This is a genomic window from Pseudomonas sp. PA-6-3C (assembly GCF_021605825.1).
In the GTDB taxonomy this organism is placed as follows: Bacteria; Pseudomonadota; Gammaproteobacteria; order Pseudomonadales; family Pseudomonadaceae; genus Aquipseudomonas; species Aquipseudomonas edaphica.
Window position 1 is genome coordinate 1 of sequence record NZ_WKDV01000044.1, and the last position, 25,188, is coordinate 25,188.

At 61.4% G+C, this 25,188-nt stretch carries 30 protein-coding genes; 14 read left to right on the forward strand and 16 right to left on the reverse strand.

From position 1 onward, the window contains the following. Positions 1–102: 102 nt before the first annotated feature. The 6 genes from GIW48_RS24210 to tusD all read right to left on the reverse strand — a co-directional run bounded on the left by GIW48_RS24210 (position 103) and on the right by tusD (position 3,539). Positions 103–1,098, reverse strand: a complete 996-nt coding sequence (locus GIW48_RS24210) for a glutathione S-transferase family protein (protein WP_170040218.1) — start codon at positions 1,096–1,098, stop codon at positions 103–105. Positions 1,099–1,186: 88 nt separating this feature from the next. Continuing rightward, entirely contained in the window at positions 1,187–2,188 is a 1,002-nt protein-coding gene (locus tag GIW48_RS24215) for a glycosyl transferase family protein (protein WP_170040216.1), read from the reverse strand. Then, positions 2,185–2,520 (reverse strand): TusE/DsrC/DsvC family sulfur relay protein, encoded by a 336-nt coding sequence (locus tag GIW48_RS24220; protein WP_170040214.1) that lies wholly within the window; start codon positions 2,518–2,520, stop codon positions 2,185–2,187. The genes GIW48_RS24215 and GIW48_RS24220 overlap by 4 nt, the downstream gene beginning before the upstream one ends. Beyond that, complete coding sequence (tusB, locus tag GIW48_RS24225) at positions 2,517–2,795, reverse strand: sulfurtransferase complex subunit TusB (protein WP_065931003.1); 279 nt, start codon at positions 2,793–2,795, stop codon at positions 2,517–2,519. The genes GIW48_RS24220 and tusB overlap by 4 nt, the downstream gene beginning before the upstream one ends. Beyond that, the gene (gene tusC / locus GIW48_RS24230; protein ID WP_099548021.1) at positions 2,795–3,145 is read right to left on the reverse strand and encodes a sulfurtransferase complex subunit TusC; all 351 of its coding nucleotides are present in this window, start codon (positions 3,143–3,145) and stop codon (positions 2,795–2,797) included. Before tusC ends, tusB begins: the two co-directional genes overlap by 1 nt. Position 3,146: 1 nt before the next feature. Next, positions 3,147–3,539 (reverse strand): sulfurtransferase complex subunit TusD, encoded by a 393-nt coding sequence (gene tusD, locus GIW48_RS24235; RefSeq protein WP_138453903.1) that lies wholly within the window; start codon positions 3,537–3,539, stop codon positions 3,147–3,149. A gap of 157 nt (positions 3,540–3,696) precedes the next feature. Between tusD and GIW48_RS24240 the strand changes: the two genes are divergently transcribed. Continuing rightward, complete coding sequence (locus GIW48_RS24240) at positions 3,697–4,872, forward strand: CaiB/BaiF CoA transferase family protein (protein WP_170040212.1); 1,176 nt, start codon at positions 3,697–3,699, stop codon at positions 4,870–4,872. Between the two features lie 211 nt (positions 4,873–5,083). On the opposite strand, the gene GIW48_RS24245 is transcribed toward GIW48_RS24240, so the two are convergent. Then, complete coding sequence (locus tag GIW48_RS24245) at positions 5,084–5,578, reverse strand: SprT family zinc-dependent metalloprotease (protein ID WP_138450916.1); 495 nt, start codon at positions 5,576–5,578, stop codon at positions 5,084–5,086. A 127-nt stretch (positions 5,579–5,705) separates the two neighbouring features. Then, complete coding sequence (locus GIW48_RS24250) at positions 5,706–6,308, reverse strand: Yip1 family protein (RefSeq protein WP_099548019.1); 603 nt, start codon at positions 6,306–6,308, stop codon at positions 5,706–5,708. A gap of 388 nt (positions 6,309–6,696) precedes the next feature. Between GIW48_RS24250 and ttcA the strand changes: the two genes are divergently transcribed. Together ttcA and GIW48_RS24260 are read left to right on the forward strand one after the other, a co-directional pair. Then, on the forward strand, positions 6,697–7,521 hold the full coding sequence (gene ttcA / locus GIW48_RS24255) for a tRNA 2-thiocytidine(32) synthetase TtcA (RefSeq protein WP_017136579.1): 825 nt from the start codon (positions 6,697–6,699) through the stop codon (positions 7,519–7,521). 67 nt (positions 7,522–7,588) lie between these two features. Then, positions 7,589–8,260 (forward strand): DNA-3-methyladenine glycosylase I, encoded by a 672-nt coding sequence (locus GIW48_RS24260; RefSeq protein ID WP_017136578.1) that lies wholly within the window; start codon positions 7,589–7,591, stop codon positions 8,258–8,260. 124 nt (positions 8,261–8,384) lie between these two features. Here GIW48_RS24260 and GIW48_RS24265 read toward each other — a convergent pair whose 3' ends face one another. From GIW48_RS24265 to arsC, 3 genes are read right to left on the reverse strand one after another with little or no spacing between them, the layout of a single operon-like run. Then, the gene (locus GIW48_RS24265) at positions 8,385–8,792 is read right to left on the reverse strand and encodes a DUF2069 domain-containing protein (RefSeq protein ID WP_099548016.1); all 408 of its coding nucleotides are present in this window, start codon (positions 8,790–8,792) and stop codon (positions 8,385–8,387) included. Next, positions 8,776–9,390 carry an NAD(P)H:quinone oxidoreductase gene (gene wrbA, locus GIW48_RS24270; RefSeq protein ID WP_017136576.1) on the reverse strand — a complete coding sequence of 205 codons (615 nt, stop codon included), beginning with the start codon at positions 9,388–9,390 and terminating at the stop codon, positions 8,776–8,778. Before wrbA ends, GIW48_RS24265 begins: the two co-directional genes overlap by 17 nt. Beyond that, on the reverse strand, positions 9,387–9,740 hold the full coding sequence (gene arsC, locus GIW48_RS24275) for an arsenate reductase (glutaredoxin) (protein WP_017136575.1): 354 nt from the start codon (positions 9,738–9,740) through the stop codon (positions 9,387–9,389). The genes wrbA and arsC overlap by 4 nt, the downstream gene beginning before the upstream one ends. A gap of 116 nt (positions 9,741–9,856) precedes the next feature. Between arsC and GIW48_RS24280 the strand changes: the two genes are divergently transcribed. Then, entirely contained in the window at positions 9,857–10,318 is a 462-nt protein-coding gene (locus GIW48_RS24280) for a TlpA family protein disulfide reductase (RefSeq protein WP_017136574.1), read from the forward strand. Positions 10,319–10,433: 115 nt separating this feature from the next. Here GIW48_RS24280 and GIW48_RS24285 read toward each other — a convergent pair whose 3' ends face one another. The 4 genes from GIW48_RS24285 to GIW48_RS24300 form a co-directional block, all read right to left on the reverse strand. Continuing rightward, positions 10,434–10,835, reverse strand: a complete 402-nt coding sequence (locus GIW48_RS24285) for an META domain-containing protein (protein WP_017136573.1) — start codon at positions 10,833–10,835, stop codon at positions 10,434–10,436. Next, positions 10,832–11,272, reverse strand: coding sequence for a hypothetical protein (locus GIW48_RS24290; protein ID WP_017136572.1), 441 nt, complete (start codon positions 11,270–11,272; stop codon positions 10,832–10,834). The genes GIW48_RS24285 and GIW48_RS24290 overlap by 4 nt, the downstream gene beginning before the upstream one ends. A 71-nt stretch (positions 11,273–11,343) precedes the next feature. Further along, the gene (locus GIW48_RS24295) at positions 11,344–12,333 is read right to left on the reverse strand and encodes a 2-hydroxyacid dehydrogenase (protein ID WP_236460983.1); all 990 of its coding nucleotides are present in this window, start codon (positions 12,331–12,333) and stop codon (positions 11,344–11,346) included. Positions 12,334–12,558: 225 nt separating this feature from the next. After that, positions 12,559–15,312 (reverse strand): response regulator, encoded by a 2,754-nt coding sequence (locus GIW48_RS24300; RefSeq protein ID WP_236460986.1) that lies wholly within the window; start codon positions 15,310–15,312, stop codon positions 12,559–12,561. A gap of 231 nt (positions 15,313–15,543) precedes the next feature. Here GIW48_RS24300 and GIW48_RS24305 point away from each other — a divergent pair, with 231 nt between their 5' ends. Both GIW48_RS24305 and GIW48_RS24310 read left to right on the forward strand, forming a co-directional pair. Next, positions 15,544–16,269 carry a response regulator transcription factor gene (locus GIW48_RS24305; protein ID WP_236460988.1) on the forward strand — a complete coding sequence of 242 codons (726 nt, stop codon included), beginning with the start codon at positions 15,544–15,546 and terminating at the stop codon, positions 16,267–16,269. Next, positions 16,256–17,614: a sensor histidine kinase gene (locus GIW48_RS24310; RefSeq protein ID WP_236460997.1), complete on the forward strand. Its 1,359-nt coding sequence runs from the start codon at positions 16,256–16,258 to the stop codon at positions 17,612–17,614. The genes GIW48_RS24305 and GIW48_RS24310 overlap by 14 nt, the downstream gene beginning before the upstream one ends. A 3-nt stretch (positions 17,615–17,617) precedes the next feature. On the opposite strand, the gene GIW48_RS24315 is transcribed toward GIW48_RS24310, so the two are convergent. Beyond that, complete coding sequence (locus GIW48_RS24315; RefSeq protein ID WP_017136567.1) at positions 17,618–18,133, reverse strand: DUF2062 domain-containing protein; 516 nt, start codon at positions 18,131–18,133, stop codon at positions 17,618–17,620. Between the two features lie 134 nt (positions 18,134–18,267). Between GIW48_RS24315 and GIW48_RS24320 the strand changes: the two genes are divergently transcribed. The 8 genes from GIW48_RS24320 (at position 18,268) to murB (ending at position 25,123) form a co-directional block, all read left to right on the forward strand. Beyond that, positions 18,268–20,493 (forward strand): DNA internalization-related competence protein ComEC/Rec2, encoded by a 2,226-nt coding sequence (locus GIW48_RS24320; RefSeq protein ID WP_236460989.1) that lies wholly within the window; start codon positions 18,268–18,270, stop codon positions 20,491–20,493. 109 nt (positions 20,494–20,602) lie between these two features. Continuing rightward, on the forward strand, positions 20,603–21,238 hold the full coding sequence (locus GIW48_RS24325) for a MotA/TolQ/ExbB proton channel family protein (RefSeq protein WP_016969293.1): 636 nt from the start codon (positions 20,603–20,605) through the stop codon (positions 21,236–21,238). Further along, positions 21,235–21,663 carry an ExbD/TolR family protein gene (locus GIW48_RS24330; RefSeq protein WP_017136564.1) on the forward strand — a complete coding sequence of 143 codons (429 nt, stop codon included), beginning with the start codon at positions 21,235–21,237 and terminating at the stop codon, positions 21,661–21,663. The genes GIW48_RS24325 and GIW48_RS24330 overlap by 4 nt, the downstream gene beginning before the upstream one ends. Beyond that, positions 21,663–22,673 carry a tetraacyldisaccharide 4'-kinase gene (gene lpxK, locus GIW48_RS24335; RefSeq protein ID WP_099548010.1) on the forward strand — a complete coding sequence of 337 codons (1,011 nt, stop codon included), beginning with the start codon at positions 21,663–21,665 and terminating at the stop codon, positions 22,671–22,673. Before GIW48_RS24330 ends, lpxK begins: the two co-directional genes overlap by 1 nt. A gap of 23 nt (positions 22,674–22,696) precedes the next feature. Further along, positions 22,697–22,882: a Trm112 family protein gene (locus GIW48_RS24340; RefSeq protein WP_003174668.1), complete on the forward strand. Its 186-nt coding sequence runs from the start codon at positions 22,697–22,699 to the stop codon at positions 22,880–22,882. Further along, positions 22,879–23,643 (forward strand): 3-deoxy-manno-octulosonate cytidylyltransferase, encoded by a 765-nt coding sequence (kdsB, locus tag GIW48_RS24345; RefSeq protein WP_017136562.1) that lies wholly within the window; start codon positions 22,879–22,881, stop codon positions 23,641–23,643. The genes GIW48_RS24340 and kdsB overlap by 4 nt, the downstream gene beginning before the upstream one ends. Beyond that, the gene (locus GIW48_RS24350) at positions 23,643–24,107 is read left to right on the forward strand and encodes a low molecular weight protein-tyrosine-phosphatase (RefSeq protein WP_017136561.1); all 465 of its coding nucleotides are present in this window, start codon (positions 23,643–23,645) and stop codon (positions 24,105–24,107) included. The genes kdsB and GIW48_RS24350 overlap by 1 nt, the downstream gene beginning before the upstream one ends. After that, a complete protein-coding gene (gene murB / locus GIW48_RS24355) occupies positions 24,104–25,123 on the forward strand; it encodes a UDP-N-acetylmuramate dehydrogenase (RefSeq protein WP_017136560.1) in 1,020 nt (339 codons plus the stop codon). Before GIW48_RS24350 ends, murB begins: the two co-directional genes overlap by 4 nt. Positions 25,124–25,188 lie beyond the last annotated feature (65 nt).

Consider the following 25,188-nt stretch of genomic DNA (forward strand, 5'->3'; position numbering starts at 1 on the left):
GCCCTAAAACCAAACACCGCGTTTTGCCTGGCAGAACGCGGTGTTTTTATTGGGGCCGCTTCGCAGCCCAACGGGAGCAAGCTCCCTCGCCACAAGGTGTTTTCAGTTCCAGACACCTTTACCGCTCAACCGCACCCGATCATGCTCGGCATCAAACCTCTGCAACGGCCCCTTCGGCACAATCCCGGTCGGGTTGATGGTCCGATGGCTCGCATAGTAATGCCCCTTGATATGCGCAAAATCCACCGTCTCGGCCACGCCTGGCCATTGATACAGCTCCCTTAGCCAGTTCGACAAGTTCGGATAATCGGCAATCCGCCGCAGGTTGCATTTGAAGTGGCTGTAATACACCGCATCAAAGCGAATCAGCGTGGTGAACAGCCGCACATCGGCTTCGGTCAGGTATTCACCGGCCAGGTAGCGCTGCTCAGCCAAGTGCTGTTCCAGGCAGTCCAGCTCGGTAAACACATCATCAAATGCGCTTTCATACGCCTGCTGCGAGGTGGCAAACCCTGCGCGGTATACGCCATTGTTCACCGCGGGGTAGATGCGCTCGTTCAACGTATCGATCGTCGAACGCAGGGCTTCGGGGTAGAAATCCAGAGTATTGCCGGTCAGTCCGTTAAACGCGCTGTTGAACATGCGGATGATCTCCGCTGATTCATTGCTGACGATGCGCTTGAGCTTCTTGTCCCACAGCACTGGCACGGTGACACGCCCGGTGTAATCGGCGGTGTCTGCGGTGTAGCGCTGGTGCATGAAGTCGAAGCCGTCGAGCTTATCGCCCGTCGAGCCGTGAGCCTTGTCGAAGGTCCAGCCATTTTCCAGCATCAGCCAACTGACCACAGACACGTCGATCAAGCTTTCCAAACCCTTGAGTTGGCGCAGGATCAGCGTGCGATGGGCCCACGGGCAGGCCAGTGAAACATACAGGTGATAGCGATCAGCCTCGGCTTTGAAACCACCGTCGCCGCTGGGGCCGGGCTCGCCATCGGCTGTCACCCAATTGCGCCGTTGCGCTTGCTCGCGCTGGAACGCGCCGTCTGCGCTACTTTCGTACCACTGGTCTTTCCAGTGTCCTTCGATCAGCAAACCCATGACTGGCTCCTTGGCTAATAAGCGTTGGAGCCCAGTCTAAAGGGATGAGTTCGAACTAAAAGCGCAAAGACCGGGCGGGAATCATCGATTAAATCGATTTGTCCCGCGCATCCCAGTATTGCTGGGCCAATTCGAACGCCTGTTCCCGAGCGTGGCCGAGGCCGCGCAGGGCCAGGGCCATGGTTGCGATCAGCGCGAGTTGCGGGTAACTGTCCTCGACATCACCGCGCCACAAGGCTTTTAAATGCTCGGGTTCCAGGCTGGCCGGTTTGACGTGCCGCTGGGCGGAGAGGGCGGGCCACTCTTCGTCCCAGCTCTGGCCACCGGTGGTGCCATACAAATGGCTGAGGGTGTCCGGGTTGATCTCGACTTCGCCGCCATCTCCCTTCACCACAATCACATTATCGCCCAGCAGGCCGCTGGCATCGCGGTGTACGCCCTGGTAACCGGGGTGGAAAATACTTTGCAGGCCGCAACGTGCATTCAGCGGGTTGAGCAGGCGCGCCAGGGAATGAATCGGTGAGCGCAGGCCCAAGGTGTTACGCAAATCGATCATGCGTTGCAGTTGTGGCGCCCAGTCACCCAGCGGGATAAACGCCAGGTTGCCTTGCTCGAACGCCGTCTCGACCTGTTGCCAATTGCGACACAGCGGGATTTGCAGGCCTTGCAACAATTGCTCGGTGTACAAGCGGCCCGCCGTATGGGCACCACCGCCGTGCATCAGAATGCGCACCCCGTTTTGCGCCAGGCACTTGGCCGCCAACAGATACCACGGCAGATGACGTTTTTTACCGGCGTAGGTCGGCCAATCGACATCCACATTCAGCGCCGGCGCCTTCAGGCGCTCGCGCACGGCTTCGGTGAAACCGGCGAGCTCTTCCGGGCTTTCTTCCTTATGGCGCAGCAGCATCAGGAAGGCGCCGAGCTGGGCGTCTTCGACTTTTTCGTCGAGCAACATGCCCATGGCTTCGCGGGCTTCCTCACGGGTGAGGTTGCGCGCGCCGCGCTTGCCTTTGCCCAGGATGCGCACGAACTGCGCAAACGGGTGCTCGGCGGGGGTTTCAAGGGTCAGCGGGGCAAAGTCGGTCATAAGCAATTCGTCGGCCTGGGCAGGCCCGCCAGCTTGGCGGCAAGTTTGGCGGGGGTGCCATTGAAGAGTTTGTTGAGGTGCAGGCTGTTGCCCTTGTCCGTGCCGAGCTTTAAAGCGGTGTACTTGATCAGCGGGCGTGTGGCCGGGGACAGCTGAAATTCTGCGTAAAACCCGCGCAGCAGTTCGAAGATTTCCCAATGTTCGGCGGTCAATTCCAGGGGTTCAGCGGCGGCCAGGGCATTGGCCACGTCGATGGACCAGTCATCCAGGTTGACGAGGTAGCCGTCCTTGTCCAGTTCCAGCGTGCGTTCGCCTACGGTCAGGGTGTTCATAACCAGGTGTTGACCTTGTCGTAGTCGATCGACAGCTGCACAAAACCTGGGTAGTCGACGCTGTCGGCCCAGTCCGGCAGGGGCAGGTTGCGTGCCTGCATGTCTTCGGCCAGGACAAAGACCTTCACGCCCCGGGTTTGCAGGGCTGCGTTGTGCAGGCCGTAAGCGCCATCGCCACACAGCAGGATGGCGTCCTCGGCGCCGCACACGCGCAGGCAACTGGCCAGGCGGCTATCGGTAAACGGGGAGTGAGATACCACATGCAAAGTCGACATCAGAGGGTCATCACCTGGTCATAACGGTCAATCAATTCGGCGATCGCGGCGCTGTCCAGCGCCTGCGCGCTGGCAGGTGTTGCGAGGCTGCGTTCGGCAAGGCTGTGGCTGCAAGCAAACACCTCATCAATGCCGAACAGGCCCAACGCCTGCAGGTTGGCGCTGAGGTCTTTTTGCTGCACGGCCTTGGCATCCTGATGGGTTGCCAGCTGGAACACGCCATCGTCCATAAACAGCAGGCCGATCGGCAGGTCAAAAGCGCCACCGGCCAATACGATATCCAGCGCCTCGCGCGCACTTGGCCCGGACCACGGTGCCTGGCGGCTGATCACCAATAAAGACTTGGCCATCTCACGGCCCTCCAAAACAGATCAGGCGGTCGGCAGCCTGGATGGCGTCATGCAACTGCCCCAGGCCCGACAACGCCCACGGCGCGTCGAGGTTCACCGCGCTGCGTTGATAACGCGTGGCTTCCTCAGTATTGAGTACGCCACGGCGCAAGGCGGCGGCGATGCACACCACGCCGTCGAGCTGATGCAGGCTGACAAACTCACGCCACTTGCGGGCAATGTCCTGCTCATCCTGGGGCGCAACGATGTTATTGGCAGCGCTGTACACGCCGTCCTGATAAAAAAACAGCCGCACAATCTCATGCCCACCGGCAAGCGCTGCCTGGGCGAACAGCAAGGCGCGGCGCGAGGAGGGCGCATGGGCGGCGGAAAATACTGCAATCGCAAACTTCATGGAACACTCTGCAAGCAAACCTGAGCCAATGATAAAGCCGCCGCCGCGAAAAAGCCCGCCGTGATCAAAACGGTCACTGTCGCTGATCGTTCTGACGATTGCCGCCAGGCGCAAGGCTGCCTAGGCTGTGGGCAGTCGCTACCCAAATGGAGTCTTTATGTCAGGTCCCTTGGCGTCCCTCAAAGTGCTGGATTTTTCCACCTTGCTGCCTGGCCCGTTCGCGTCCTTGTTGCTGGCGGACATGGGTGCCGAGGTGCTGCGTATTGAATCGCCCACGCGTATGGACCTGTTACGCGTGCTGCCGCCCCATGACCAGGGCACCTCGGCGAGCCACGCATACCTCAATCGCAACAAGCGCAGCCTGGCACTGGACCTCAAGCAGGCCGAGGCGCTGCAGATCGTGCGTGAGCTGGTCAAGGACTATGACATTGTCCTTGAGCAATTCCGGCCTGGGGTAATGGAGCGTCTGGGCCTGGGTTATGAGGCGCTGAAGGCGCTCAACCCCCGGCTGATTTATGTGTCGATCACCGGCTACGGTCAAACCGGGCCTTATAAAGACCGCGCCGGGCACGATATCAACTACCTCGCGTTGGCTGGCGTGGCCAGTTACACCGGCCGCCAGGACAGCGGGCCGTTGCCGCTGGGCGTGCAATTGGCGGATGTCGGCGGTGGTTCGTTGCACGCTGTGGTGGGGTTGCTCGCCGCCGTTATTGCCCGCCAGCACAGTGGCGTCGGCCAATACCTGGATGTGAGCATGACCGACTGCTCGTTCAGCCTGAATGCCATGGCCGGTGCGGGCTACCTGGCCTGTGGGGTCGAGCCGGATTGGGAGAGCCATGTGCTCAACGGCGGCAGCTTCTACGATTACTACCGCACGCGTGATGGGCGCTGGATGTCGGTGGGTAGCCTGGAGCCGGCGTTTATGCGGCGATTGTGCGAAACGTTGGGAAGGCCGGAGCTGGCCATGCAAAGCTTGAAACCCGAGCAGCAAAAAGCCCTGAAGCTGGCGTTACAGGTCGAGTTTGAGAAGCGCAGCTTTGACGAGCTGTGTGAGTTGTTCGCCGGGGTGGATGCGTGTGTCGAACCGGTGCTGAGCCTGAGTGAAGCGCTGGCACATCCCCAGTTGCAGACGCGGGAGTTGGTCAGCCAAGTGCCACGGGGTGATGGCTCGACCCAGGCGCAACTGGCTTGCCCGTTGAAGTTTTCCGAGGGGTTGCCGCAGCCTCGGCATATTGGCGTGGCGGTGGGGGCGCACAGTGATGAAGTGCTGGCTGGGTTGGGGTTTAGTGCTCAGCGGATAGACGAGTTGCGGCGGGCCAAGGTTGTTGGGTGACTGATCGGGCCTCATCGCAGTATAGGTATCTACACAACCAATTAGAAGTCTGTCGCAAGTGGGCTGTTGTGGCAAGCCTGCTCGCCACACGAGAAATTGGATGCCTTTAAAAGTTGTGTAGATACCTATGCTCATCGCAGGCAAGCCAGCTCCCACATTTGACTGTGTTCACGAATCAAAAGTGGGAGCTGGCTTGCCTGCGATGAGGCCCTTACTCCACCCGAGTTTCCCCGGTGAATACCAAGGTGTGCCGACACCGCCTGCACAAATACCGCCGCCCCTGATTCACCAGCCCATGCCGCTGGGCCGAAAACGGGAAATCGCTGTCGGCACACGGGCAACGGTAGATATACCGGGTCACTTGGCGGCGCTTGATCGCATAAGTGTGGCAACGATCCGGCGGCAGTTCGTAAACCCCGCGCATGATCAGTTGCCATTCCTCGCCATGGGGCTGGATGCGCTCGCCAAACAATTGGTGGGCGATCAGATGCGCCACCTCATGGGCCACGGTCTGTTTGAGGAAGTGCTGGCTGTTTTCGCGGTACAACTGTGGGTTGAAGCGCAGCAGGTTCTCGTGCAAATGCGCGACACCGGCCTTCTGGCCCCGCAGCTTGAGGCTGACCTGGGGGCGTTTGAAGCTTCGTTTAAAAAAGGATTCGGCTTGTAGGAAACAATCTTCGACGCGGGTATTGAGTTGCTCGGGCATGCTGACCATATCTCCAGAGACGTCCAGTATGCCGCAAAAGCAGGTGTTTCCGAATCTGTCAGGCGCCGAATGGTCATGCATGACGCACAAAGCCACCTTGCGGTGGCTTTGCCTGCGGTTGATCCGCTTAGTTGGTGTAGATCGGGCCTACGCCCAGCCCCCAGACGATCACGGTAAACGCCATGATTGCCACCAGTACCACCAGGCCCACGGCCAAAACCGAGCTGGAAAACAGAAAGCCCTCGTCCGGGTCGATGTTCATAAACGTCGGCAGCCCCACATACAGCAAGTACACCGTGTAGCAGATAGCCGCCGTGCCCACGACCATGCCCAGCCACATATGCGGATAGAGCGCCGCCAGCCCGCCGATAAACAGCGGGGTCGCGGTGTAGGTGGCAAACGCTACGCAGCGCGCCATGCTGGGGCTGGCGTCGTAGGTGCGGGCCATCCAATGGATGAATGCGCCCATCACCGCCACGCCGCCGAGCATCGCCGCGTAGGACATGAGGGTCATCCACAACGCACTTTCCTGGGTCAACATGACCGGGGCGCGGCTGCCGATCACCCAGCCGACCCGGGTGGTGCCGATAAAGGCCGATACGGCGGGGATCGCCGCGAGAATCAAAGTGTGAGTGAGGTACATGTGGCCGATACTTTCTTCCTTATCGCCACGAATTTCCCGCCATTCCTGGTCGGGATGGGTAAACAGCCCCACGACGTGATGGATCATGCCAGTCACTCCTGTCGTTATTACCATCGCCCCCCATCGGAGCGCCCACGGGCCAAATGGCCACATAAGGTCCTGGATAGTTGTGCGACCTTACGTCGCAGTATAGGAAGTGATGACCGGAAAAACTGTAGGGCTTTAGAGCAAATTGCGCTGTAAACATGGGCGCTAATCGCGGTGAGGTCTGTCAGTGACCACTGGGGCTACTGTGGGAGCTGGCTTGTCGGGTCGCCGCATCGCTGCGATAGCGGTGGATCAGTGATGTATTAGTTGCTGACACACCGCCATCGCAGGCAAGTCAGCTCCCACATTGGATCGGCGTCGCCCATTGAAGTATTTTTGCGTAAAATGCTGCGCTTTTCGTCACACACCTCTAGCGGATCCAAGCGCCATGGGCACTCTTACGGTCAACCAGAACAAACTGCAAAAACGCCTGCGTCGCCTGGCCGGGGAAGCGGTCGCCGATTTCAACATGATCGAGGACGGCGACAAGGTCATGGTCTGCCTCTCCGGCGGCAAAGACAGCTACACCCTGCTCGACGTGCTGCTGCACCTGCAAAAGGTCGCGCCGATCCAGTTCGAGATCGTCGCCGTCAACATGGACCAGAAACAACCGGGCTTCCCCGAACACGTGCTGCCGGCCTACTTGAAAGACCTGGGCGTCGAGTACCACATTGTCGAAAAAGACACCTACTCGGTGGTCAAGGAGCTGATCCCAGAGGGCAAAACTACCTGCTCGCTGTGCTCACGCCTGCGCCGTGGCACGCTCTACACCTTTGCCGATGAGATCGGCGCGACCAAGATGGCCCTGGGGCATCACCGTGATGACATCGTTGAGACCTTCTTCCTCAATATGTTCTTCAACGGCTCGCTCAAGGCCATGCCGCCCAAGCTGCGTGCCGATGACGGGCGCAACGTGGTGATCCGCCCGCTGGCGTATTGCAACGAGAAAGACATCCAGGCCTACTCCGACTTCAAGCAATTCCCGATCATCCCGTGCAACCTGTGCGGCTCTCAGGAAAACCTGCAGCGCCAGGTGGTCAAGGAGATGCTGGTGGACTGGGAGCGCAAAACCCCAGGCCGCACCGAAAGCATCTTCCGCAGCTTGCAGAATGTGCAGCCGTCGCAACTGGCCGACCGCAACCTGTTCGATTTCACCAGCCTTAAAATTGACGAGACCGCCGCTTCGCGCTTCGTCAATGTGGTGAACCTCTAAGACGTTTCAATGCTCTGAAAGACGGCGCTCACGGGCGCCGTTTTCAATTCAACTGCCAGGAGAGGGCATGCGCGATTACAAGTGGCTGCACGAATATTGTCTGAACCGCTTTGGTTCAGCGGCCGAGCTGGAAGCCCACCTGCCGGTACCCAAGACCCCGGCGCAATTGCGCAAGATCAGTGATGATCGCTACCTGTCGACCCTGGCGCTGCGCGTATTTCGCGCGGGTTTGAAGCACAGTGTGGTGGATGCCAAATGGCCGGCGTTCGAGCAGGTGTTCTTCGGCTTCGATCCGGAAAAAGTCGTGCTGATGGGCGCTGAGCACCTGGAGCGCCTGATGCAGGACGCGCGCATCATCCGTCACCTGGGCAAGCTCAAGAGCGTGCCGCGCAATGCGCAGATGATGCTGGATATCGAGCAGGAAAAAGGCAGCTTCGGCGCGTTTATCGCCGACTGGCCGGTGACCGATATTGTCAGCTTGTGGAAGTACCTGAGCAAGCACGGCCACCAGTTGGGCGGGCTGTCGGCGCCGCGCTTTTTGCGCATGGTCGGCAAGGACACGTTTGTGCCGAGTGATGACGTGGTGGCGGCCTTGAATGCACAGAAGATCGTCGACAAGGCGCCGACCAGCCTGCGGGATTTGGCGACGGTGCAGGGTGCGTTTAACCAATGGCACGCCGAGAGTGGGCGGCCGATGTGCCAGCTGTCGATGATGCTGGCCTACACGGTGAATCATTGAGACTGAGTTGATCCGATCGCAGGCAAGCCAGCTCCCACATTTATCCGCGTACATACTTTGGAATGCGGTCGAATGTGGGAGCGGGCTTGCTCGCGAAGACTGACTGTCTGGCGCCAAATTCCTATCAGACTTGCGCCAACCGCCGATTCAACTGATGCCGCCACCGCACATACAACAGCGCGGAACAAAACACCGCCAGACTCGCCAGCATCTCCAGCACCCCGAACCACTGCCGGTTCGGGTCATATGCCGCCAGTGCGCCCTTGATGAAATACAGGTTCACCACAAAACACATCCACGAATGCCCGCGCGCGCTGCCCAGCAGCATCCCCGGCGCCAGCACCAGCAGCGGCACCAGCTCGATCAGCAGGATCACCCATGGGCGCGCACCGTGCAGGTCGGCGATGAACAGGTAATACACGCACAGCAAGCCCACCAGCCCTAAAAAAGCCACCAGGCTCAGTACGCGTGCCACCTTGACCCGTGGTTCCAGCCACGCCTGGGGCGGCAGGACCTTAGGCTTTCTGGCCACGGCCGTTCTCCAGCAGCGTGGCGGTGGTGGCAAGACGCAGGCCGAGTGCCCGGCACAGGGTGATTTCGTGCTGATCGAGCATGCGTTTGCCGTCCGGCCCGGAATGGTGGCTGGCGCCATATGGCGTGCCGCCGCCCTGGGTGTCGAGCAAGGCTTGTTCGCTGTAGGGCAGGCCGGTGATCAGCATGCCGTGGTGCAGCAGCGGCAGCAGCATCGACATCAGTGTGGTTTCCTGGCCGCCGTGCAGGCTGGCGGTGGAGGTGAACACGCCGGCTGGCTTGCCGACGAGTGCGCCGGTGAGCCACAGGTTGCTGGTGCCATCGAGGAAGTACTTGAGCGGCGCGGCCATGTTGCCAAAGCGCGTCGGGCTGCCCAGGGCCAGGCCCGAGCAATTCTTCAGGTCATCCAGGCTTGCATACAACGCGCCTTCGTCCGGGATGCTCGGCGCCACGGCTTCGCACTCGGTGGAAATCGCCGGTACGGTGCGCAGGCGGGCTTCGAGGCCGCCTTGCTCGATGCCCCGGGCAATCTGCCGAGCCATTTCGCTGACCGAGCCATTGCGGCTGTAATACAGCACCAGCACATAGGGCGCGGTCACGGCAGCAACTCCAGCACGTTTTCCGGTGGGCGGCCGATGATGGCTTTTTCGGCGGTTGCCAGGATCGGGCGTTCCATCAGCTTCGGGTGCTCGGCAATCGCGGCAATCAACTGCGCCTCGCTGAGGCTGGCGTCGGCCAGGTTGAGGGTTTTGTATTCGTCTTCGCCGGTGCGCAGCAGTTGGCGTGCGCTGATCCCCAGTTTTCTGAGCAAGGCCTTGAGTTGCGCGGCGTCCAGCGGCGTTTCGAGGTAGCGCACAACGGTCGGGGTCAGGCCGCGGGCTTCCAGCAGTTCAAGCGCACCGCGCGATTTCGAGCAGCGCGGGTTGTGATAAAGCGTCAGATCGGTCATGTGCGGGTCGCATCTTGCGTAAGGTGGCGGGTATTCTACCTGCGCGGCGACCCGTCATTAAACCGTAAGAGGCGATAGGTCGCAGCCAACGTTCATTTTTTGCGAAGGATTTCCCCATGACTAGGCGACTGATCGGTGCATTGGCGATCATCACAACCCTGCTGCTCAGCGGCTGCGGTAACGATTACGGCGTTGACCAATATGGCAAGAAAGTGGCGGCCGAACGCCTGGACAAACAATGGGTGGTGGTCAATTACTGGGCCGAATGGTGTGGCCCGTGCCGCACGGAAATTCCGGAACTGAATACCTTGGCCGAACAGTTGAAAGGCCAGAACGTGGGCGTGTTCGGGGTCAATTTCGACAACGTGCAGGGTGAAGAACTCAAGGCCGCCAGCGAGAAGCTGGGGATCAAGTTCACGGTGCTGGCGCAGAACCCGGAAGAGATTTTCGATATTCCACGCAGCGAGGCGCTGCCGGTGACTTACATCATTGATGACAAAGGCAAGGTGCGTGAACAGCTGATGGGTGAGCAGACGGCAGAAGGCGTGTTGGCCAAGCTCAAAGCCCTGCGTGGTTAAATCTGTGGGAGCTGGCTTGCCTGCGATGCGGTTGGCGCGGTGTATCAGGTACACCGCGGTGATGCTATCGCAGGCAAGCCAGCTCCCACAGAAAGCCAGATCACAAGGAAGTCGATCAGCCTTCTTCCAGCCACAGTCGAATCGGCTTGCCTTCAGCCGGCCAGAACCGGGTTTGCTCGATCGGTGAGATATCCCAGCGCTGCACACCTTGCAGGGCCTGGAAGAAGCGGTGCTCCTGCTCCATCAAGGCTTCGGCGCAGAGTTTGCGGGTGCTGCCGATCTTGCCGAAACTGAGCGTCCGGCCTTCGACGGTGTACGGCGCAAACCAGTGGTTGCAGCCGCCATTGCCGTAGGCGCGGCCATCGGCGCCGAGGGTGACGGTCAGGTGCGCGTAATCCATCAACGGCCGTTCGCCAATCCACTCCACCACGTAGCTGTGGTCTTGCTGCAGCTTTACCGCGTCACCGGCACAGCCCGTCAGGGCCACACCGAGGGCGGCGAGCAGCACGCCTTTCATTGCGCAGCCTGCTGGCATTTCGGGCAGCGGTGCTTGTCGCCTTCGCTGGCCCAGCCCAGTTCCTTGATGCGCGCATTGGCGGCCGGTTGCAGCGGCTCTTTGGCCAGCTTGGTTTCCACGGCGAATTCAAACTCCAGCAGGCTGTCGCAGCTGTCGCAGTTGACCTTCCAGGTGTGAATTTCCAGCTCGCCGAATTTCGGCCCCTGGGCCATGGCGACCCACTGGCCCGCCGGGCGAATGGAATAGCGCGCGTCACCTTCGACGGTCAGGCGCATCGACAGGGTTTTACTGCCGCGCAGGGTGACGATCAAGACGTCGCCATGCTTGATCGAACCACCGTTGCCGGTGACCTGGTAACGGCCCGGCACCAGGGCGCGGCATTCGATCAGGGTGTGTTGCGGGCTCAGCAAGCTGAAGCGGAAATCGTGTTCGGCCATGGATCCTCCAAATAGGCGCGGCATCCTATCACGGGTGCCGGCCTATCATGAGCCTGGTATATGACCGCTGATCAACCTTGCACAAGGTTCTGCGGCTGGCCATCGGCCCACGCGGCAATGTTGGCCAGCGTGGTGGCTGCGATTGCCACCAGGGCTTCACGGGTCAGGAATGCCTGGTGGGCAGTGATGATCACGTTGGGAAAGGTCAGCAGGCGTGCGAGTACGTCGTCCTGCAGCGGCAGGTCGGAGCGATCCTCGAAAAACAACTGGGCCTCTTCCTCATACACATCCAGGCCCAGGTAGCCGAGTTGGCCGTTCTTGAGGGCCTCGATCAAGGCTGGCGTGTCCACCAGGCCACCGCGTCCGGTGTTGATCAGCATGGCGCCAGGCTGCATCTGTGCCAGGGAACGTGCGTTGATCAGGTGTTTGCTGTCGGCGGTCAGTGGGCAGTGCAGGCTGATGATCTGTGCCTGGGCCAATAGCTCTGGCAGGTTTACATAGCGGGCGCCAAGGGCCTGGACCTGCGGATTGGGGAATGGGTCGTAGGCGAGTAACTGGCAGCCGAACCCGGCCATGATCTTGGCAAAGGTGGCGCCGATCTGCCCGGTGCCGACCACGCCGACGGTTTTGCCGACCAAATCGAACCCGGTGAGCCCGTGCAGGCTGAAATCGCCATCGCGGGTGCGGTTATAGGCGCGGTGCAAGCGGCGGTTGAGGGCCAGGATCAGCGCAACCGCATGCTCTGCCACCGCGTGGGGCGAGTAGGCCGGTACGCGCACGATACTCAGGCCCAGGCGCTGGGCGGCGGCCAGGTCGACATGGTTGTAACCGGCCGAGCGCAGGGCAATCAGGCGCGTGCCGCCGGCGGCCAGGTGTTCCAGCACCGGTGCGCTGAGGTCATCGTTGATAAAGGCGCAGACCACTTCGTGGTGTTCGGCCAGGGCCACGGTGTCGAGGTTCAGGCGGGCCGGTTGGAATTGCAGCTCTACACCTGCCGGCAGCGGCTCGCCGAGAAAGCTGTCGCGGTCGTAGGTCTGGCTGCTGAAAAGAATGACGCGCATTAAAAATGCTCCCTGCAGTCACTGAGTTTTAGGTAGGCCGATGTGGGCACCGGGCTTTTTGTGGGAGCTGGCTTGCCTGCGATGCAGGCAACTCGGTACATCAGGTACACCCAGTTGATGCCATCGCAGGCAAGCCAGCTCCCACACAAGCCAGCTCCCACACAAGCCAGCTCCCACACAAGCCAGCTCCCACACAAGCCAGCTCAACACAGGCCTGGAGAAGCCTCAGGCGCTGACCCGTGCCTCACTGGCCAACCGCGCAATCGCCATGTCCAGTTCATCCAGCGCGGCGATGGCCTTGGCGTCGTCTTGCTTGAGCAAGGTTTCCGCGCGCTGGCAGGCGGCGCGCAATTGAGGCACGCCGCAGTAGCGGGTGGCGCCATGCAGGCGATGCACGCGTTCGATCAGCGCATTGTTGTCTTTGGCTTCACGGGCGGCGGTGATCGCCAGGCGATCGGCTTCCAGCGAGGCCAGCAGCATGGCGAGCATGTCGGCGGCCAGGTCGGCCTTGTTGGCCGCCAGGCGCAGGCCTTCCTCATGATCCAGTACCAGCAGTTGCACGCCGGGTGCCAAGCCGTCAGTCGCGCGCTCCGGCCCTTGATTGCGCAGGGCCAGGCCGGTCCACTTCAACACTACTTGGGCCAACTGCCGCTCGCTGATGGGTTTGGTCAGGTAATCGTCCATACCGCTTTGCAGCAGCGCGCGTTTTTCGTTGGCCATGGCGTGGGCGGTGAGGGCGACCACCGGCAGCGGCGTACCGTGGCGTTCGCTTTCCCATTGGCGGATCGCCTCGGTGCTTTGGCGCCCGTCCATGCCGGGCATTTGTACGTCCATCAGCACCAGGTCGAAGGTTTCCTGCTTCACCGCGTCAATGGCCGCATAACCGCTTTCGACCGCGTGCACCTTGGCGCCCATGTCTTCGAGCAACGTTTGCACCAGCAACAGGTTGGCCGGGTTGTCGTCCACGCAGAGTACGCGCGGCGCTCGGCTGGAGAGCGGTTCGCCGGGTTCGCTGCGCAATGGGCGCGGGCTGATCAAATCGGCCAGTGCACGGCGCAGTTTGCGCGTACACGCAGGTTTGGCCTGCAACTGGCTGTTGGGGTTGGGCACTGACTGGTTGAACAACATCTGTTCGGTGGTCGGGCACAGCACCAGCACCTTGCAGCCCAGGTGTTCCAGGTCCCATAGATGCTGGTTGAGGCGTTCGGGCGGAATGTCATTGGCGGTGACACCGAGCACTGCCAGGTCGATTGCCTGTTCAGTTTGGTGTGCGCTGGTGATGCCGTTGGTCAGGCTTTCCAGGGTATTGAACGGTGTGACTTGCAGGCCGCAATCTTCCAGTTGGTGCTGCAACGCCTGGCGCGCGAGCTCGTGGTTTTCCAGCACGGCCACACGACGGCCGAGCAGCGGCGGGGAGGGCAGGTCTTCGGCGTCGTCGCGGGTTTTGGGCAGGCTCAGGCTGATCCAGAACTCCGAGCCTTCGCCCGGTGTGCTGTCGACGCCGATCTCACCGCCCATTTGCTCGATCAGCCGCTTGGAAATCACCAGGCCCAGGCCGGTGCCGCCGGGTTGGCGCGACAGCGAGTTGTCGGCCTGGCTGAAGGCCTGGAACAACGCACGCACGTCCTGGTTCGACAGGCCGATGCCGGTGTCTTGCACACTGATGCGCAGTTGCACGCTGTCTTCCTGTTCGTCTTCGACCATCGCGCGGGCAACGATAGTGCCTTCGCGGGTGAACTTGATCGCGTTGCTGATCAGGTTGGTGAGGATCTGCTTGAGGCGCAACGGGTCGCCCACCAGCGCCAGCGGCGTGTCGCGGTACACCAGGCTGACCAGCTCAAGCTGTTTGGCATGGGCGGCGGGGGCAAGGATGGTGAGGGTGTCTTGCAGCAAGTCGCGCAGGTTGAAGGGCACACTGTCGAGCACCAGCTTGCCGGCTTCGATTTTCGAGAAGTCGAGGATCTCGTTGATGATACCCAGCAGGTTGTCGGCGGATTTTTCGATGGTGCCCAGGTAATCCAGCTGACGCGGCGACAGCTCGCTTTTTTGCAGCAGATGAGTGAAACCCAGGATGCCGTTGAGCGGCGTGCGGATTTCATGGCTCATGTTGGCGAGGAACTCCGACTTGATCCGGCTGGCCTCCAGGGCCTCCTTGCGCGCCAGGTCCAGCTCGATGTTCTGGATCTCGATGGTTTCCAGGTTCTGACGCACATCTTCGGTGGCCTGATCGATACTGTGTTGCAGTTCTTCCTGGGCATTTTGCAGGGTTTCGGCCATGCGGTTGATGCCCGAGGCCAACTGGTCCAATTCCTGGCTGCCCAACGGCGGCAGGCGGGTTTCGAGGTTGCCGTCCTTGAGTTGGGCCACAGCTTGCTTGATCTGGCCGATGGGCGAGTTGATCGTGCGGCTGATGCGCAATGCCAGGGCGGCCGTGCAGATCAGGCCGATGGCGATCAGCAGCAGGCTGGCAAACAGGCTGCGATAACCGCGCAGCAACATGCCATTGTGCGACAGCTCCACTTCGACCCAACCCAGCAGGCGATCGGCTTCATCGGGGATCAATTCGCCCGCGAGGTTGCGATGGCGACCGAACACCGGCAGCAGGTAGCGCGTGGCGTCATTGCCACTGCGCTGCAGCAGGTGCGAACTGTTGCCGACCGGCGCGAGGTTAAGCATGGTCGGGCCGGCGTGGGCCAGGGGCGAGCGATCCGGTGCCAGGAACGACACCGCGCGCACGTCCGGTTGCTCCAGCGACTGGGTGGCGATGCGTTCAAGCAGGTCGGTGTTCTTGCTGCTCAACGCCGGGGCCACCAGCGGCGCCAATTGCTCGGCGATCATTTCGCCGCGTTGCAGCAATTGGGTCTGCAACTCCGACAGCTGCATCCAGGTGAAATAGCCCCCCAACAACAGGGCCATCAGGCTGGTCGGTAATAAGGTCAGCAACAGTACGCGGCCTTTTATCCCCATTCTTCTAAGCACGCCACTCTCCTGCTACCACACTGTTTTCGTTTATCTGCGCGGGCATCCGGCCCACGCCACCTGCGCAGTGTAGCCATTTGCGCGGTGTGGAACCTCGCAAATTAATGATCGACGTCAATCTCCGACGTCGATCGCCGAGCGCAATCTTCGAACCATCGGCAGCCGGGTGGCGATTGCCTGTCACCGTTTAATCTTGAATAATCAGCGATTGAGAATGACTTGCAGACGCTAATGAATCCCGCAGTTGGCCTACCCAGTATCCTGGCAATCGAAGACGACCCTGTATTGGGCGCCTATGTGCATGAGCAACTGGGCCGCTGTGGCTTCCAGGTCACCTGGTGCCAGAACGGCCAACAGGGCCTGCAGATGGCACGTGACCAGGCGTTCGACGTGGTGTTGATGGACATCCTGCTGCCGGGCATGGACGGTTTGTCGATTCTTACCCATTTGCGCCAGCACCATGCGACGCCGGTGATCCTCATGTCTGCGCTGGGCGCCGAGGCCGATCGCATCAGCGGTTTTCGCCTGGGTGCGGACGACTACCTGCCCAAGCCGTTCAGCATGGTTGAACTGCGCGTACGCATCGAAGCCATCCTGCGCCGCGTGGCCCTGGATCGGCGGCCGTTGCCGCTGCGTTTACCGGCGTATGACGATGCACGCAGCCTGCGATTTGACGATGGGCTGTACGACGTGTTCTTTCAAGAACACTGGGCCGGGCTGACGCGCAGCGAGTATCGCTTGCTCGAGACCTTGCACCGTAGCGCCGATGAAGTGCTCAGCAAAGCCTTCCTTTACCAGCATGTGTTGCAGCGCGGTTACGCGCCTCACGATCGCAGCCTGGACATGCATATCAGCCAGATTCGCCGCAAGCTCAAGGCCATCGGCTACAGCGAGCGCGAAGTGCGCACGGTGTGGGGCAAGGGTTATGTACTGAGCGGCCATGATGAAGGGCTTTGAGCGGCTGCCCGGCCGGCACTCGTTATTCTGGAAGCTCGCCTGCCTGCTGATCGCCTTCTGTTTGCTGATGATCTGGCTCAGTTGGTCCTGGGGCCGCTATATGGAAGAGCAGAACGCCTATGTGGCCGAGGAGTCCCGCGAGATTTTGCGCGGCTATGCCGCAGGCGCGGAATTGGCCTGGAGTACCCAGGGCAGTGCTGGCGTGGACGCCTGGTTGCAGCTGATGGCCACGCGCGAATCGACCTGGATCGGGGTGATCGGCCACGACTTGCAGTCGCTGAGCAGCCTGCCGCTGAGCGACAAGGAAAGCCAGCGCCTGACTTTTCTGCGCGGGCTGGAGTGGCCGGTCAGCCGACACGTCAAAGGCCTGCCCTGGGTGAAAATCCCATTCCCGGTCAACCCTGGCGCCGGCTCGCTGGTAATCGAATTACCCAAGCGCTTTATGCCGGGGCGCTATCAGGTGTTCTGGCGCGTGGTGACCAACGGCGTGATTCCCGGCTTGTTTACCTTGCTGCTGTGTGTGGGGCTTTATCGGCTGCTGATCATGCCGCTGAACCAGTTGCGCGAGCAGGCCAACGCCTGGCGCGCCGATCAATTGAATACGCGCATGTCCCGCGAGGCCACCAGCCGCCAGGATGAATTGGGTGAGTTGGGCCGCGCCTTTGACCACATGTCCGAGCGTTTGCAGGGCACGGTGGAGTTGCAGCAACAGTTATTGCGGGACATGTCCCATGAGCTGCGCACGCCGTTGAGCCGTTTGCGCGTGGCCTGTGACAGTGAGCAGGATCTGGCGCAGTTGCGCGAGCGCCTGGGCCGGGAGATTGACGCCATGCAGCGCCTGGTGGAAGACAGCCTGCAACTGGCCTGGCTGGACAGCGAGCGAACGCGGTTACCCGAGGAAGCCATCCAGCTTCCGGCCTTGTGGGACATGCTGCGGGAAAACGCTTGTTATGAAAGTGACTGGCCAGCAGCGCGTTTGCCGTGTCTGTTGCCCGTCGACTGCTGGGTGCTCGGCAACCTGAATGCGCTGGCCCAGGCCCTGGAAAATATCCTGCGCAATGCCATCCGACATTCCCCCGCTCAGGGGCAGGTGACGCTGGGCGGCTGTCGCGAGGGCGATGATTGGCATATTTGGCTGCAAGACCAGGGCGGCGGTATTGATGAGCAGGACTTGGAACGTATCTTTGCGCCGTTCACCCGCCTCGAAGGCTCACGGCCGGGTGATGGCGGTTTTGGTCTGGGCTTGAGCATCGCCCGCAATGCGGTACAGCGCCAGGGTGGGACGTTGTGGGCGCAGAACAGCGCGCAAGGTTTGTGCGTGCACCTGCGGCTGCCAGCGCGCTAGCTGTCAGGTGCGTCGTTGTTTGCGCTTCTTCCACTGGTGCGCGACCCACCAGCGCCAGTAACCCATCGTCAGGCAGTAGGCCAGCGCGGCCAGCACCAGCCCGCACACCACGGAACCCAACAGGAACGGCTGCCACAGTGTGCCCAGTTGGCTGCTGATCCACTCCCAGGTCAGGTTGTCGGGCAGGCTGCGCGGCGGCGTGTTCATCAGCCAGGCGCCGGTCAGGTAGGTGCAGAAGAACACCACCGGCATGGTGATCGGGTTGGTCAGCCACACAAGGCTCACGGCAATCGGCATATTCCCGCGCACAGCGATCGCTAGCACCGCCGCCAATAACATCTGCAACGGAATCGGGATAAACGCCGCGAACAGGCCCACTGCCATGGCGCGGGCGACGGAATGGCGGTTCAGGTGCCAGAGGTTGGGGTCATGCAACAACGTGCCGAGAAATCGTAAGGACTTGTGTTCCCGGATACTCGTGGGGTCGGGCATGTACCGTTTGAATAAGCGCCGGGGCATAAGGGGTCCAGGTCAGTTCGAGGGGCAAGTATGCCCGCATTCTATAAACAGAAAATTCAGACTTTGTGACAAAACATCAGAGGCCGCGCGGGGTATCCGACTAAGACTAGTGGATCACTGGAAAAGGATGATTCATGAGAACAGGGATGTTCGCGTTCGGAATGGGCTTGTTGTCGCTGCGATTTTTACCCGCACTGCCGGCCACCACATGGCTGCTGGCCATGTTGGTAGTGGCCCTGATGTTGCTGCCGTTTCGTACCTACCCGCTGGCGTTTTTGCTGTTGGGCGTGAGCTGGGCGTGCATGAGCGCGCAATGGGCGTTGGACGACCGATTAAGGCCGGCTCTGGACGGTCAGACTCGCTGGGTTGAGGGGCGCGTCATCGGGTTGCCGCAAACCACCAGCACCGGCGTGCGCTTCGAACTGGCCGACAGCCGGTCACGCAAGGCCCGGCTGCCCAAGCGTATCCGGCTGTCCTGGCATGGCGGCCCGCAGGTTAACAGCGGCGAGCGCTGGCGTCTGGCGGTTACGCTCAAGCGGCCGGCGGGCCTGCTCAATTTCCAGGGGTTTGACTACGAGGCCTGGCTGCTGGCCCAGCGCATCGGCGCCACCGGCTCGGTGAAAGATGGCCAACGCCTGGCGCCGGCTCGCCATGCCTGGCGTGACAGCGTCCGCCAGCGCCTGCTGGCGGTGGATGCTCAGGGCCGCGAGGCGGGGCTGGCAGCCTTGGTGCTGGGCGACGGCTCGGGGTTGGCAACCGAGGATTGGCGGGTGTTGCAGGACACCGGCACGGTGCACCTGCTGGTGATTTCCGGCCAGCACATTGGCTTGCTGGCCGGTTTGATCTACGCGCTGGTGGCCGGGCTGGCGCGCTACGGTTGCTGGCCCCGCGCCTTGCCCTGGCTGCCGTGGGCCTGCGGCCTGGCATTTGCTGCCGCGCTGGGGTATGGCCTGCTGGCGGGGTTCGGTGTGCCCGTGCAGCGGGCCTGCGTGATGGTCGGGTTGGTGCTGCTGTGGCGTTTGCGGTTTCGCCACTTGGGTGTGTGGTGGCCGTTATTACTAGCGTTCAATGCGGTGCTGGTGCTGGAGCCGCTGGCCAGCTTGCAGCCAGGGTTCTGGTTGTCGTTTGCCGCCGTGGCCGTGCTGGTGCTGGCATTCAGCGGGCGTTTGGGCGCGTGGAGCGTCTGGCAGGCGTGGACCCGGCCCCAATGGCTGATCGCCATTGGTTTGTTTCCGGTGCTGCTGGTGCTGGGGTTGCCCATCAGCCTCAGTGCGCCGGTGGCCAATCTGTTTGCCGTGCCGTGGATCAGCCTGGTGGTGCTGCCGTTGGCACTGCTGGGCACTGTACTGTTGGCGGTACCGTGGGTGGGAGAGGGCTTGTTGTGGCTGGCCGGTGGCGCGTTGGATGGCCTGTTCACAGGCTTGGCGCTGCTGGCCGGGCTGCGCGCAGCGTGGGTGCCCGCCGACGTGCCGTTGGGTTATTGGTTGATCAGCGTCACGGGCGCGGTGCTCTTGCTCTTGCCCAAAGGCGTGCCATTGCGGCTGCTGGGCTGGCCGATGCTGCTGTTGGCCGTCTTTGCCCCTAAACCATTGGTGCCGTACGGGCAGGTGGAGGTGGTGCAATTGGATGTCGGCCAGGGGCAGGCGGTGATCCTGCGCACGCGCCATCACGCCATGCTCTACGACGCAGGCCCGCGCTCGGGGGTGGTTGACCTGGGCGCGCGCGTGGTGCTGCCATCCCTGCAAAAGGGTGGGGTGGCGGCGTTGGACGCGATGGTGATCAGCCACGCTCACGCTGACCATGCCGGCGGTGCCGCAGCGGTTGCCCGTGTGCTGCCCGTCGGAAGGGTTATCGGCGGAGAGACCGAAGGGCTGCCGGCTTTTCTCGCCGCCCAGCCCTGTAACAATGGCGAGCGCTGGGAGTGGGATGGCGTGTCATTCGAGTTGTGGCGATGGCCTGGCGCCACCAGCAGCAATCCGAAATCCTGCGTCTTGCAGGTACAGGCCCGTGGCGAGCGGTTGCTACTGACGGGTGATATTGATGAGGCGGCTGAAACAGCCTTTCTCGCTTCGCCCTTGGCGGTGCCGACCGATTGGCTGCAAGCGCCGCACCATGGCAGTCGCAGTTCCTCGTCCTGGGCGTTTTTACAGCGGCTTGCGCCCAAGTCGGTGCTGATTTCCCGCGGCCGTGGCAACGCATTCGGGCATCCCCATCCGCAGGTGATGGCGCGTTACCAGGCGCTGGGCAGCCGGGTCTACGACAGCGCCGAGCAAGGTGCCGTGCGTGTGCAACTGGGCAGTTTTAGAGCACCGGTTGTTGCGCGCAGTCAACGGCGATTCTGGCGCGAAGCGTTACCGTAATACAGGCTTACCAAACACCTGGGCCTGCGACAGGCGGGCCTGGCGCCTGCGAACCACGCCGGTGAACCTATATGGTAAAGTGGCGCACTTTTTCGAGGGGACATTCACTGTGTGGGAATTGGTCAAATCCGGCGGCTGGATGATGTTGCCGATTATCTTGAGCTCCATCGCCGCACTCGGCATCGTTGCCGAACGTTTGTGGACCCTGCGCGCCAGTCGCATAACCCCCGAGCATCTGCTGGGGCAGGTGTGGGGCTGGATCAAGAACAAACAGCTGGATAAAGAAAAACTCAAGGAGTTACGCGCCAACTCGCCGTTGGGTGAAATCCTCGCAGCGGGCCTCGCCAATTCCAAACATGGTCGCGAGATCATGAAAGAATGCATCGAAGAGGCCGCTGCCCGCGTCATCCACGAAATGGAGCGCTATATCAATGCGCTTGGCACCATCGCAGCCATGGCGCCGTTGCTTGGTTTGCTGGGCACGGTGCTGGGCATGATCGACATTTTCAGCTCGTTTATGGGTTCAGGCATGACCACCAACGCTGCCGTCTTGGCCGGTGGTATTTCCAAGGCCTTGATCACCACGGCAGCCGGCCTGATGGTCGGTATTCCGTCGGTGTTTTTCCACCGCTTCCTGCAGCGTCGCATCGATGAACTGGTGGTCGGCATGGAGCAGGAAGCCATCAAGCTGGTGGAAGTGGTGCAGGGCGATCGTGATGTCGATTTCGTTGAGGGTCGAGCGTGAAATTTCGCCGCAAGCAACGGGAGAATGTTGATATCAACCTGGCGTCGCTGATCGACGTGGTCTTTATCCTGCTGCTGTTTTTTGTCGTGACTACCACCTTCACCCGCGAAACCCAGCTGCGCGTTGATTTACCCGAAGCAGTGAGTGGCTCACCGGCCGAAGACCAGGAAATTAAGCAGCTGGACATTGCCATCAGCGCCGACGGGGTGTTTTCGGTAAATAACCAATTGCTCGAAAAAAATGACCTTGCCAGCCTGATGGATGCTCTGCAGAAAGAGTCCGGTGGCGATACCAACATGCCGCTTTCCATCAGCGCTGACGGCAAAACCCAGCACCAAGCCGTGATCACCGCCATGGACGCCGCCGGCAAGCTGGGCTTCAGCCACCTGCGCATGACCACCGTCGAGGCGGCGAGCCCGCCCTGATGGCTATGTCCGATCGTTTGCTCAAGGCGTGGTACGAGGGCCATCCGGCACTCGTACTGTTGCGGCCGCTGGAATCTATGTACCGTCACGTTGTACAGCGCAAACGCGCGCGCTTCCTGGCGGGCGAGGGTGAGATTTACCAACCGCCGGTGCCTGTGGTGGTGGTGGGCAATATCACCGTCGGCGGCACCGGCAAGACGCCGTTGATCCTGTGGCTGATCGAACACTGCCGGCGCAGCGGCCTGCGGGTCGGCGTGGTCAGCCGCGGCTATGGTGCCAAGCCGCCGCAGTTGCCGTGGCGGGTCGAGGCCAGCCATAGCGCCGAAGTAGCGGGCGATGAGCCGTTGCTGATCGTTCAGCGCTGCGGCGTACCCCTGATGATCGATCCAGACCGCAGCCGAGCCGTCAAAGCCTTGCTGGCCAGTGAACCCCTTGACCTGATCCTCTCCGACGATGGCCTGCAGCATTACCGCCTGGCCCGCGACCTGGAACTGGTGCTGATCGACGCCGCCCGTGGCCTGGGCAACCGCCGTTGCCTGCCGGCCGGGCCTTTGCGCGAACCGGTGGAGCGCCTGCATAGCGTGGATGCGCTGTTGTACAACGGCGCCGGAGCCGATCGCGAGGATGGGTTTGCCTTTCGCCTGCAACCCACGGCGCTGATCAACTTGAAAACCGGTGAGCGCCAATCGGTGGAGCACTTTGCCGCCGGCCAGCGGGTCCATGCCGTCGCGGGTATCGGTAACCCGCAACGTTTCTTCAATACCCTCGAAACGCTACACTGGCAGCCGATTCCCCATGCATTTGCCGACCATGCGCCGTACAGCGCAGAGGTGTTGAATTTCACACCGTCATTGCCGTTGGTGATGACCGAAAAAGACGCGGTGAAGTGCCGCGCCTTTGCCCAGCCCGACTGGTGGTACCTTGCAGTGGATGCATTGCCGTCACCGGCGTTTGTGGCCTGGTTCGACACGCAATTGATGCGCCTGCTGCCCGCCCGACTTTTGCCTTAAACCGCTTTTTCCAGGAAATACTCATGGACACCAAACTGCTCGACATCCTCGCTTGCCCGATCTGCAAAGGCCCGCTCAAGCTCAGCGCCGATAAAACCGAGTTGATCAGCAAGGGCGCCGGCCTGGCTTATCCGATCCGTGATGGCATTCCGGTAATGCTGGAAAGCGAAGCCCGTACCCTGACCACCGATGAGCGCCTGGATAAATGACCACCGCCTTTACCGTTGTCATTCCTTCGCGCTACGCCTCCACGCGCCTGCCGGGCAAGCCGCTGCAATTGATCGGCAACAAGCCGATGATCCAGCTGGTGTGGGAACAGGCCTGCAAAAGCAGCGCCGAACGCGTGGTGGTTGCCACCGATGACCCGCGCATTATCGAAGCCTGCAAAGGTTTCGGTGCTGAAGCGGTGCTGACCCGTGAAGACCACAATTCCGGCACCGACCGCCTGGCCGAAGTCGCCACGCAGTTGGGGTTGGCGCCCGACGCGATCGTGGTCAATGTGCAGGGTGACGAACCCTTGATCCCGCCGTGCGTGATCGATCAGGTCGCCGCCAACCTGGCCGCGCACGGCGAGGCGCGTATGGCGACCCTGGCTGAACCGATCGAAGACATCGACACCCTGTTCAACCCGAACGTGGTCAAAGTGGTCAGCGATATCAATGGCCTTGCGCTGACCTTCAGTCGCTCGACCCTGCCTTGGGCGCGGGATGCGTTTGCCAAACAGCCCGACGTATTGCCCCAGGGCGTACCGTACCGTCGCCATATTGGCATTTATGCCTACCGCGCCGGTTTCCTGCATGACTTCGTCAGCTGGGGGCCGTGCTGGCTGGAAAACACCGAGTCCCTGGAACAGCTGCGTGCCCTGTGGCACGGTGTGCGCATCCACGTGGGCGATGCGCTGGAAGCGCCGCCAGCCGGTGTCGACACCCAGGAAGACCTTGAGCGCGTCCGTCGCCTGCTGGGGGCCTGATGGAGGTTCTGTTCGTCTGCCTGGGTAATATCTGCCGCTCGCCCACCGCCGAAGGTGTGCTGCGCCATAAATTGCGCGAAGCGGGGTTGGCCGGCCAGGTTGAAGTGGCGTCTGCCGGCACGGGTGAATGGCACATCGGCAACCCGCCGGACCAGCGCAGCCAGCGCGCGGCGCTGGTGCGCGGTTACGACTTGTCGGCCCAGCGTGCCCAGCAGGTTTCCCGTGCAGACTTTGCTCGATATGACCTGATCCTGGCCATGGATCACAGCAATCTGCGCAACCTCAAGGCGTTGCATCCTGGCCAAGGTAAAGCCGAGCTGGACTTGTTCCTGCGTCGCTATGACGCCGAGGTGGACGAAGTGCCAGACCCTTACTACGAAGGCGAGCAAGGCTTCGAACGGGTTCTGGACCTGATCGAGCGGGCCTGTGATTTATTGGTGATCGAATTGAAGGGGCGGTTATGACCTTGCAAGTGCTTGCGCAGGTATCGCTCAAGCCATTCAACAGCTTTGGCATCGACGTGCGCGCCCAGTGGTTTGCCGAGGCCCGCAGCGACGCCGATGTGCGTGAAGCCCTGGCCTATGCAACGGCGCAGTCATTACCACTGTTGGTGATCGGCGGTGGCAGCAACCTGCTGTTGACCCAGGATATCCAGGCGTTGGTGTTGCGCATGGCCACCCAGGGCGTTCGGGTGCTGCAGGACGACGGTGTAAACGTGGTGGTCGAAGCCGAAGCGGGCGAAGCCTGGCACCCGTTTGTAGTGTGGACCTTGGAACACGGCTTCTGCGGCCTCGAGAACCTCAGCCTCATCCCAGGCACCGTCGGTGCTGCGCCGATGCAGAACATCGGCGCCTACGGTGTGGAGATCAAGGACGTGTTTGCTGGCCTCACCGCACTGGATCGCCACACCGGCGAACTGCGCGACTTCAGCCTGCAAGAATGCAACTTCGCCTACCGTGACAGCCTGTTCAAGCACGAAACCGGGCGCTGGCTGATCCTGCGGGTGCGTTTCGCCCTGAGCCGCGCCAGGCACCTCAAGCTCGACTACGGCCCGGTGCAGCAGCGCCTGGCCGGGCAGGGCATCACTGAGGCGACGCCGAGTGATGTCAGCCGTGCCATTTGCAGCATCCGCCGTGAAAAACTGCCCGACCCGGCAGAACTGGGCAATGCCGGCAGTTTCTTCAAAAACCCACTGGTGTCCCATGTGTTGGCGGCTGAGCTGAAGGCGCAGTATCCGGATCTGGTGGCATACCCGCAGGCCGATGGGCAGATGAAGCTCGCCGCTGGCTGGTTGATCGATAAAGCCGGCTGGAAAGGCTTTCGCGACGGCGATGCCGGCGTGCATAAACTGCAGGCGCTGGTGCTGGTCAACTATGGCGCGGCCACTGGGCATGATATTGCCAACCTGGCACTGCGCATCCAGCGTGATATTGCTGAGCGTTTCAAGGTCGATCTGGAAATGGAACCTAACCAGTACTGAGCGTTTGCAATCCCGTGAAAACAAAAATGCCCCGTATCTTTCGATACGGGGCATTTTTTATTGCG

Coding starts and splice junctions, on each gene's coding strand:
- GIW48_RS24210 (WP_170040218.1), bottom strand. CDS start 1,098: ATGGGTTTGCTGATCGAAGGACACTGGAAAGACCAGTGGTACGAAAGT.
- GIW48_RS24215 (WP_170040216.1), bottom strand. CDS start 2,188: ATGACCGACTTTGCCCCGCTGACCCTTGAAACCCCCGCCGAGCACCCG.
- GIW48_RS24220 (WP_170040214.1), bottom strand. CDS start 2,520: ATGAACACCCTGACCGTAGGCGAACGCACGCTGGAACTGGACAAGGAC.
- tusB (WP_065931003.1), bottom strand. CDS start 2,795: ATGTCGACTTTGCATGTGGTATCTCACTCCCCGTTTACCGATAGCCGC.
- tusC (WP_099548021.1), bottom strand. CDS start 3,145: ATGGCCAAGTCTTTATTGGTGATCAGCCGCCAGGCACCGTGGTCCGGG.
- tusD (WP_138453903.1), bottom strand. CDS start 3,539: ATGAAGTTTGCGATTGCAGTATTTTCCGCCGCCCATGCGCCCTCCTCG.
- GIW48_RS24240 (WP_170040212.1), top strand. CDS start 3,697: ATGTCAGGTCCCTTGGCGTCCCTCAAAGTGCTGGATTTTTCCACCTTG.
- GIW48_RS24245 (WP_138450916.1), bottom strand. CDS start 5,578: ATGCCCGAGCAACTCAATACCCGCGTCGAAGATTGTTTCCTACAAGCC.
- GIW48_RS24250 (WP_099548019.1), bottom strand. CDS start 6,308: ATGATCCATCACGTCGTGGGGCTGTTTACCCATCCCGACCAGGAATGG.
- ttcA (WP_017136579.1), top strand. CDS start 6,697: ATGGGCACTCTTACGGTCAACCAGAACAAACTGCAAAAACGCCTGCGT.
- GIW48_RS24260 (WP_017136578.1), top strand. CDS start 7,589: ATGCGCGATTACAAGTGGCTGCACGAATATTGTCTGAACCGCTTTGGT.
- arsC (WP_017136575.1), bottom strand. CDS start 9,740: ATGACCGATCTGACGCTTTATCACAACCCGCGCTGCTCGAAATCGCGC.
- GIW48_RS24280 (WP_017136574.1), top strand. CDS start 9,857: ATGACTAGGCGACTGATCGGTGCATTGGCGATCATCACAACCCTGCTG.
- GIW48_RS24285 (WP_017136573.1), bottom strand. CDS start 10,835: ATGAAAGGCGTGCTGCTCGCCGCCCTCGGTGTGGCCCTGACGGGCTGT.
- GIW48_RS24290 (WP_017136572.1), bottom strand. CDS start 11,272: ATGGCCGAACACGATTTCCGCTTCAGCTTGCTGAGCCCGCAACACACC.
- GIW48_RS24295 (WP_236460983.1), bottom strand. CDS start 12,333: ATGCGCGTCATTCTTTTCAGCAGCCAGACCTACGACCGCGACAGCTTT.
- GIW48_RS24305 (WP_236460988.1), top strand. CDS start 15,544: ATGAATCCCGCAGTTGGCCTACCCAGTATCCTGGCAATCGAAGACGAC.
- GIW48_RS24310 (WP_236460997.1), top strand. CDS start 16,256: ATGAAGGGCTTTGAGCGGCTGCCCGGCCGGCACTCGTTATTCTGGAAG.
- GIW48_RS24315 (WP_017136567.1), bottom strand. CDS start 18,133: ATGCCCCGGCGCTTATTCAAACGGTACATGCCCGACCCCACGAGTATC.
- GIW48_RS24320 (WP_236460989.1), top strand. CDS start 18,268: ATGAGAACAGGGATGTTCGCGTTCGGAATGGGCTTGTTGTCGCTGCGA.
- lpxK (WP_099548010.1), top strand. CDS start 21,663: ATGGCTATGTCCGATCGTTTGCTCAAGGCGTGGTACGAGGGCCATCCG.
- GIW48_RS24340 (WP_003174668.1), top strand. CDS start 22,697: ATGGACACCAAACTGCTCGACATCCTCGCTTGCCCGATCTGCAAAGGC.
- kdsB (WP_017136562.1), top strand. CDS start 22,879: ATGACCACCGCCTTTACCGTTGTCATTCCTTCGCGCTACGCCTCCACG.
- GIW48_RS24350 (WP_017136561.1), top strand. CDS start 23,643: ATGGAGGTTCTGTTCGTCTGCCTGGGTAATATCTGCCGCTCGCCCACC.
- murB (WP_017136560.1), top strand. CDS start 24,104: ATGACCTTGCAAGTGCTTGCGCAGGTATCGCTCAAGCCATTCAACAGC.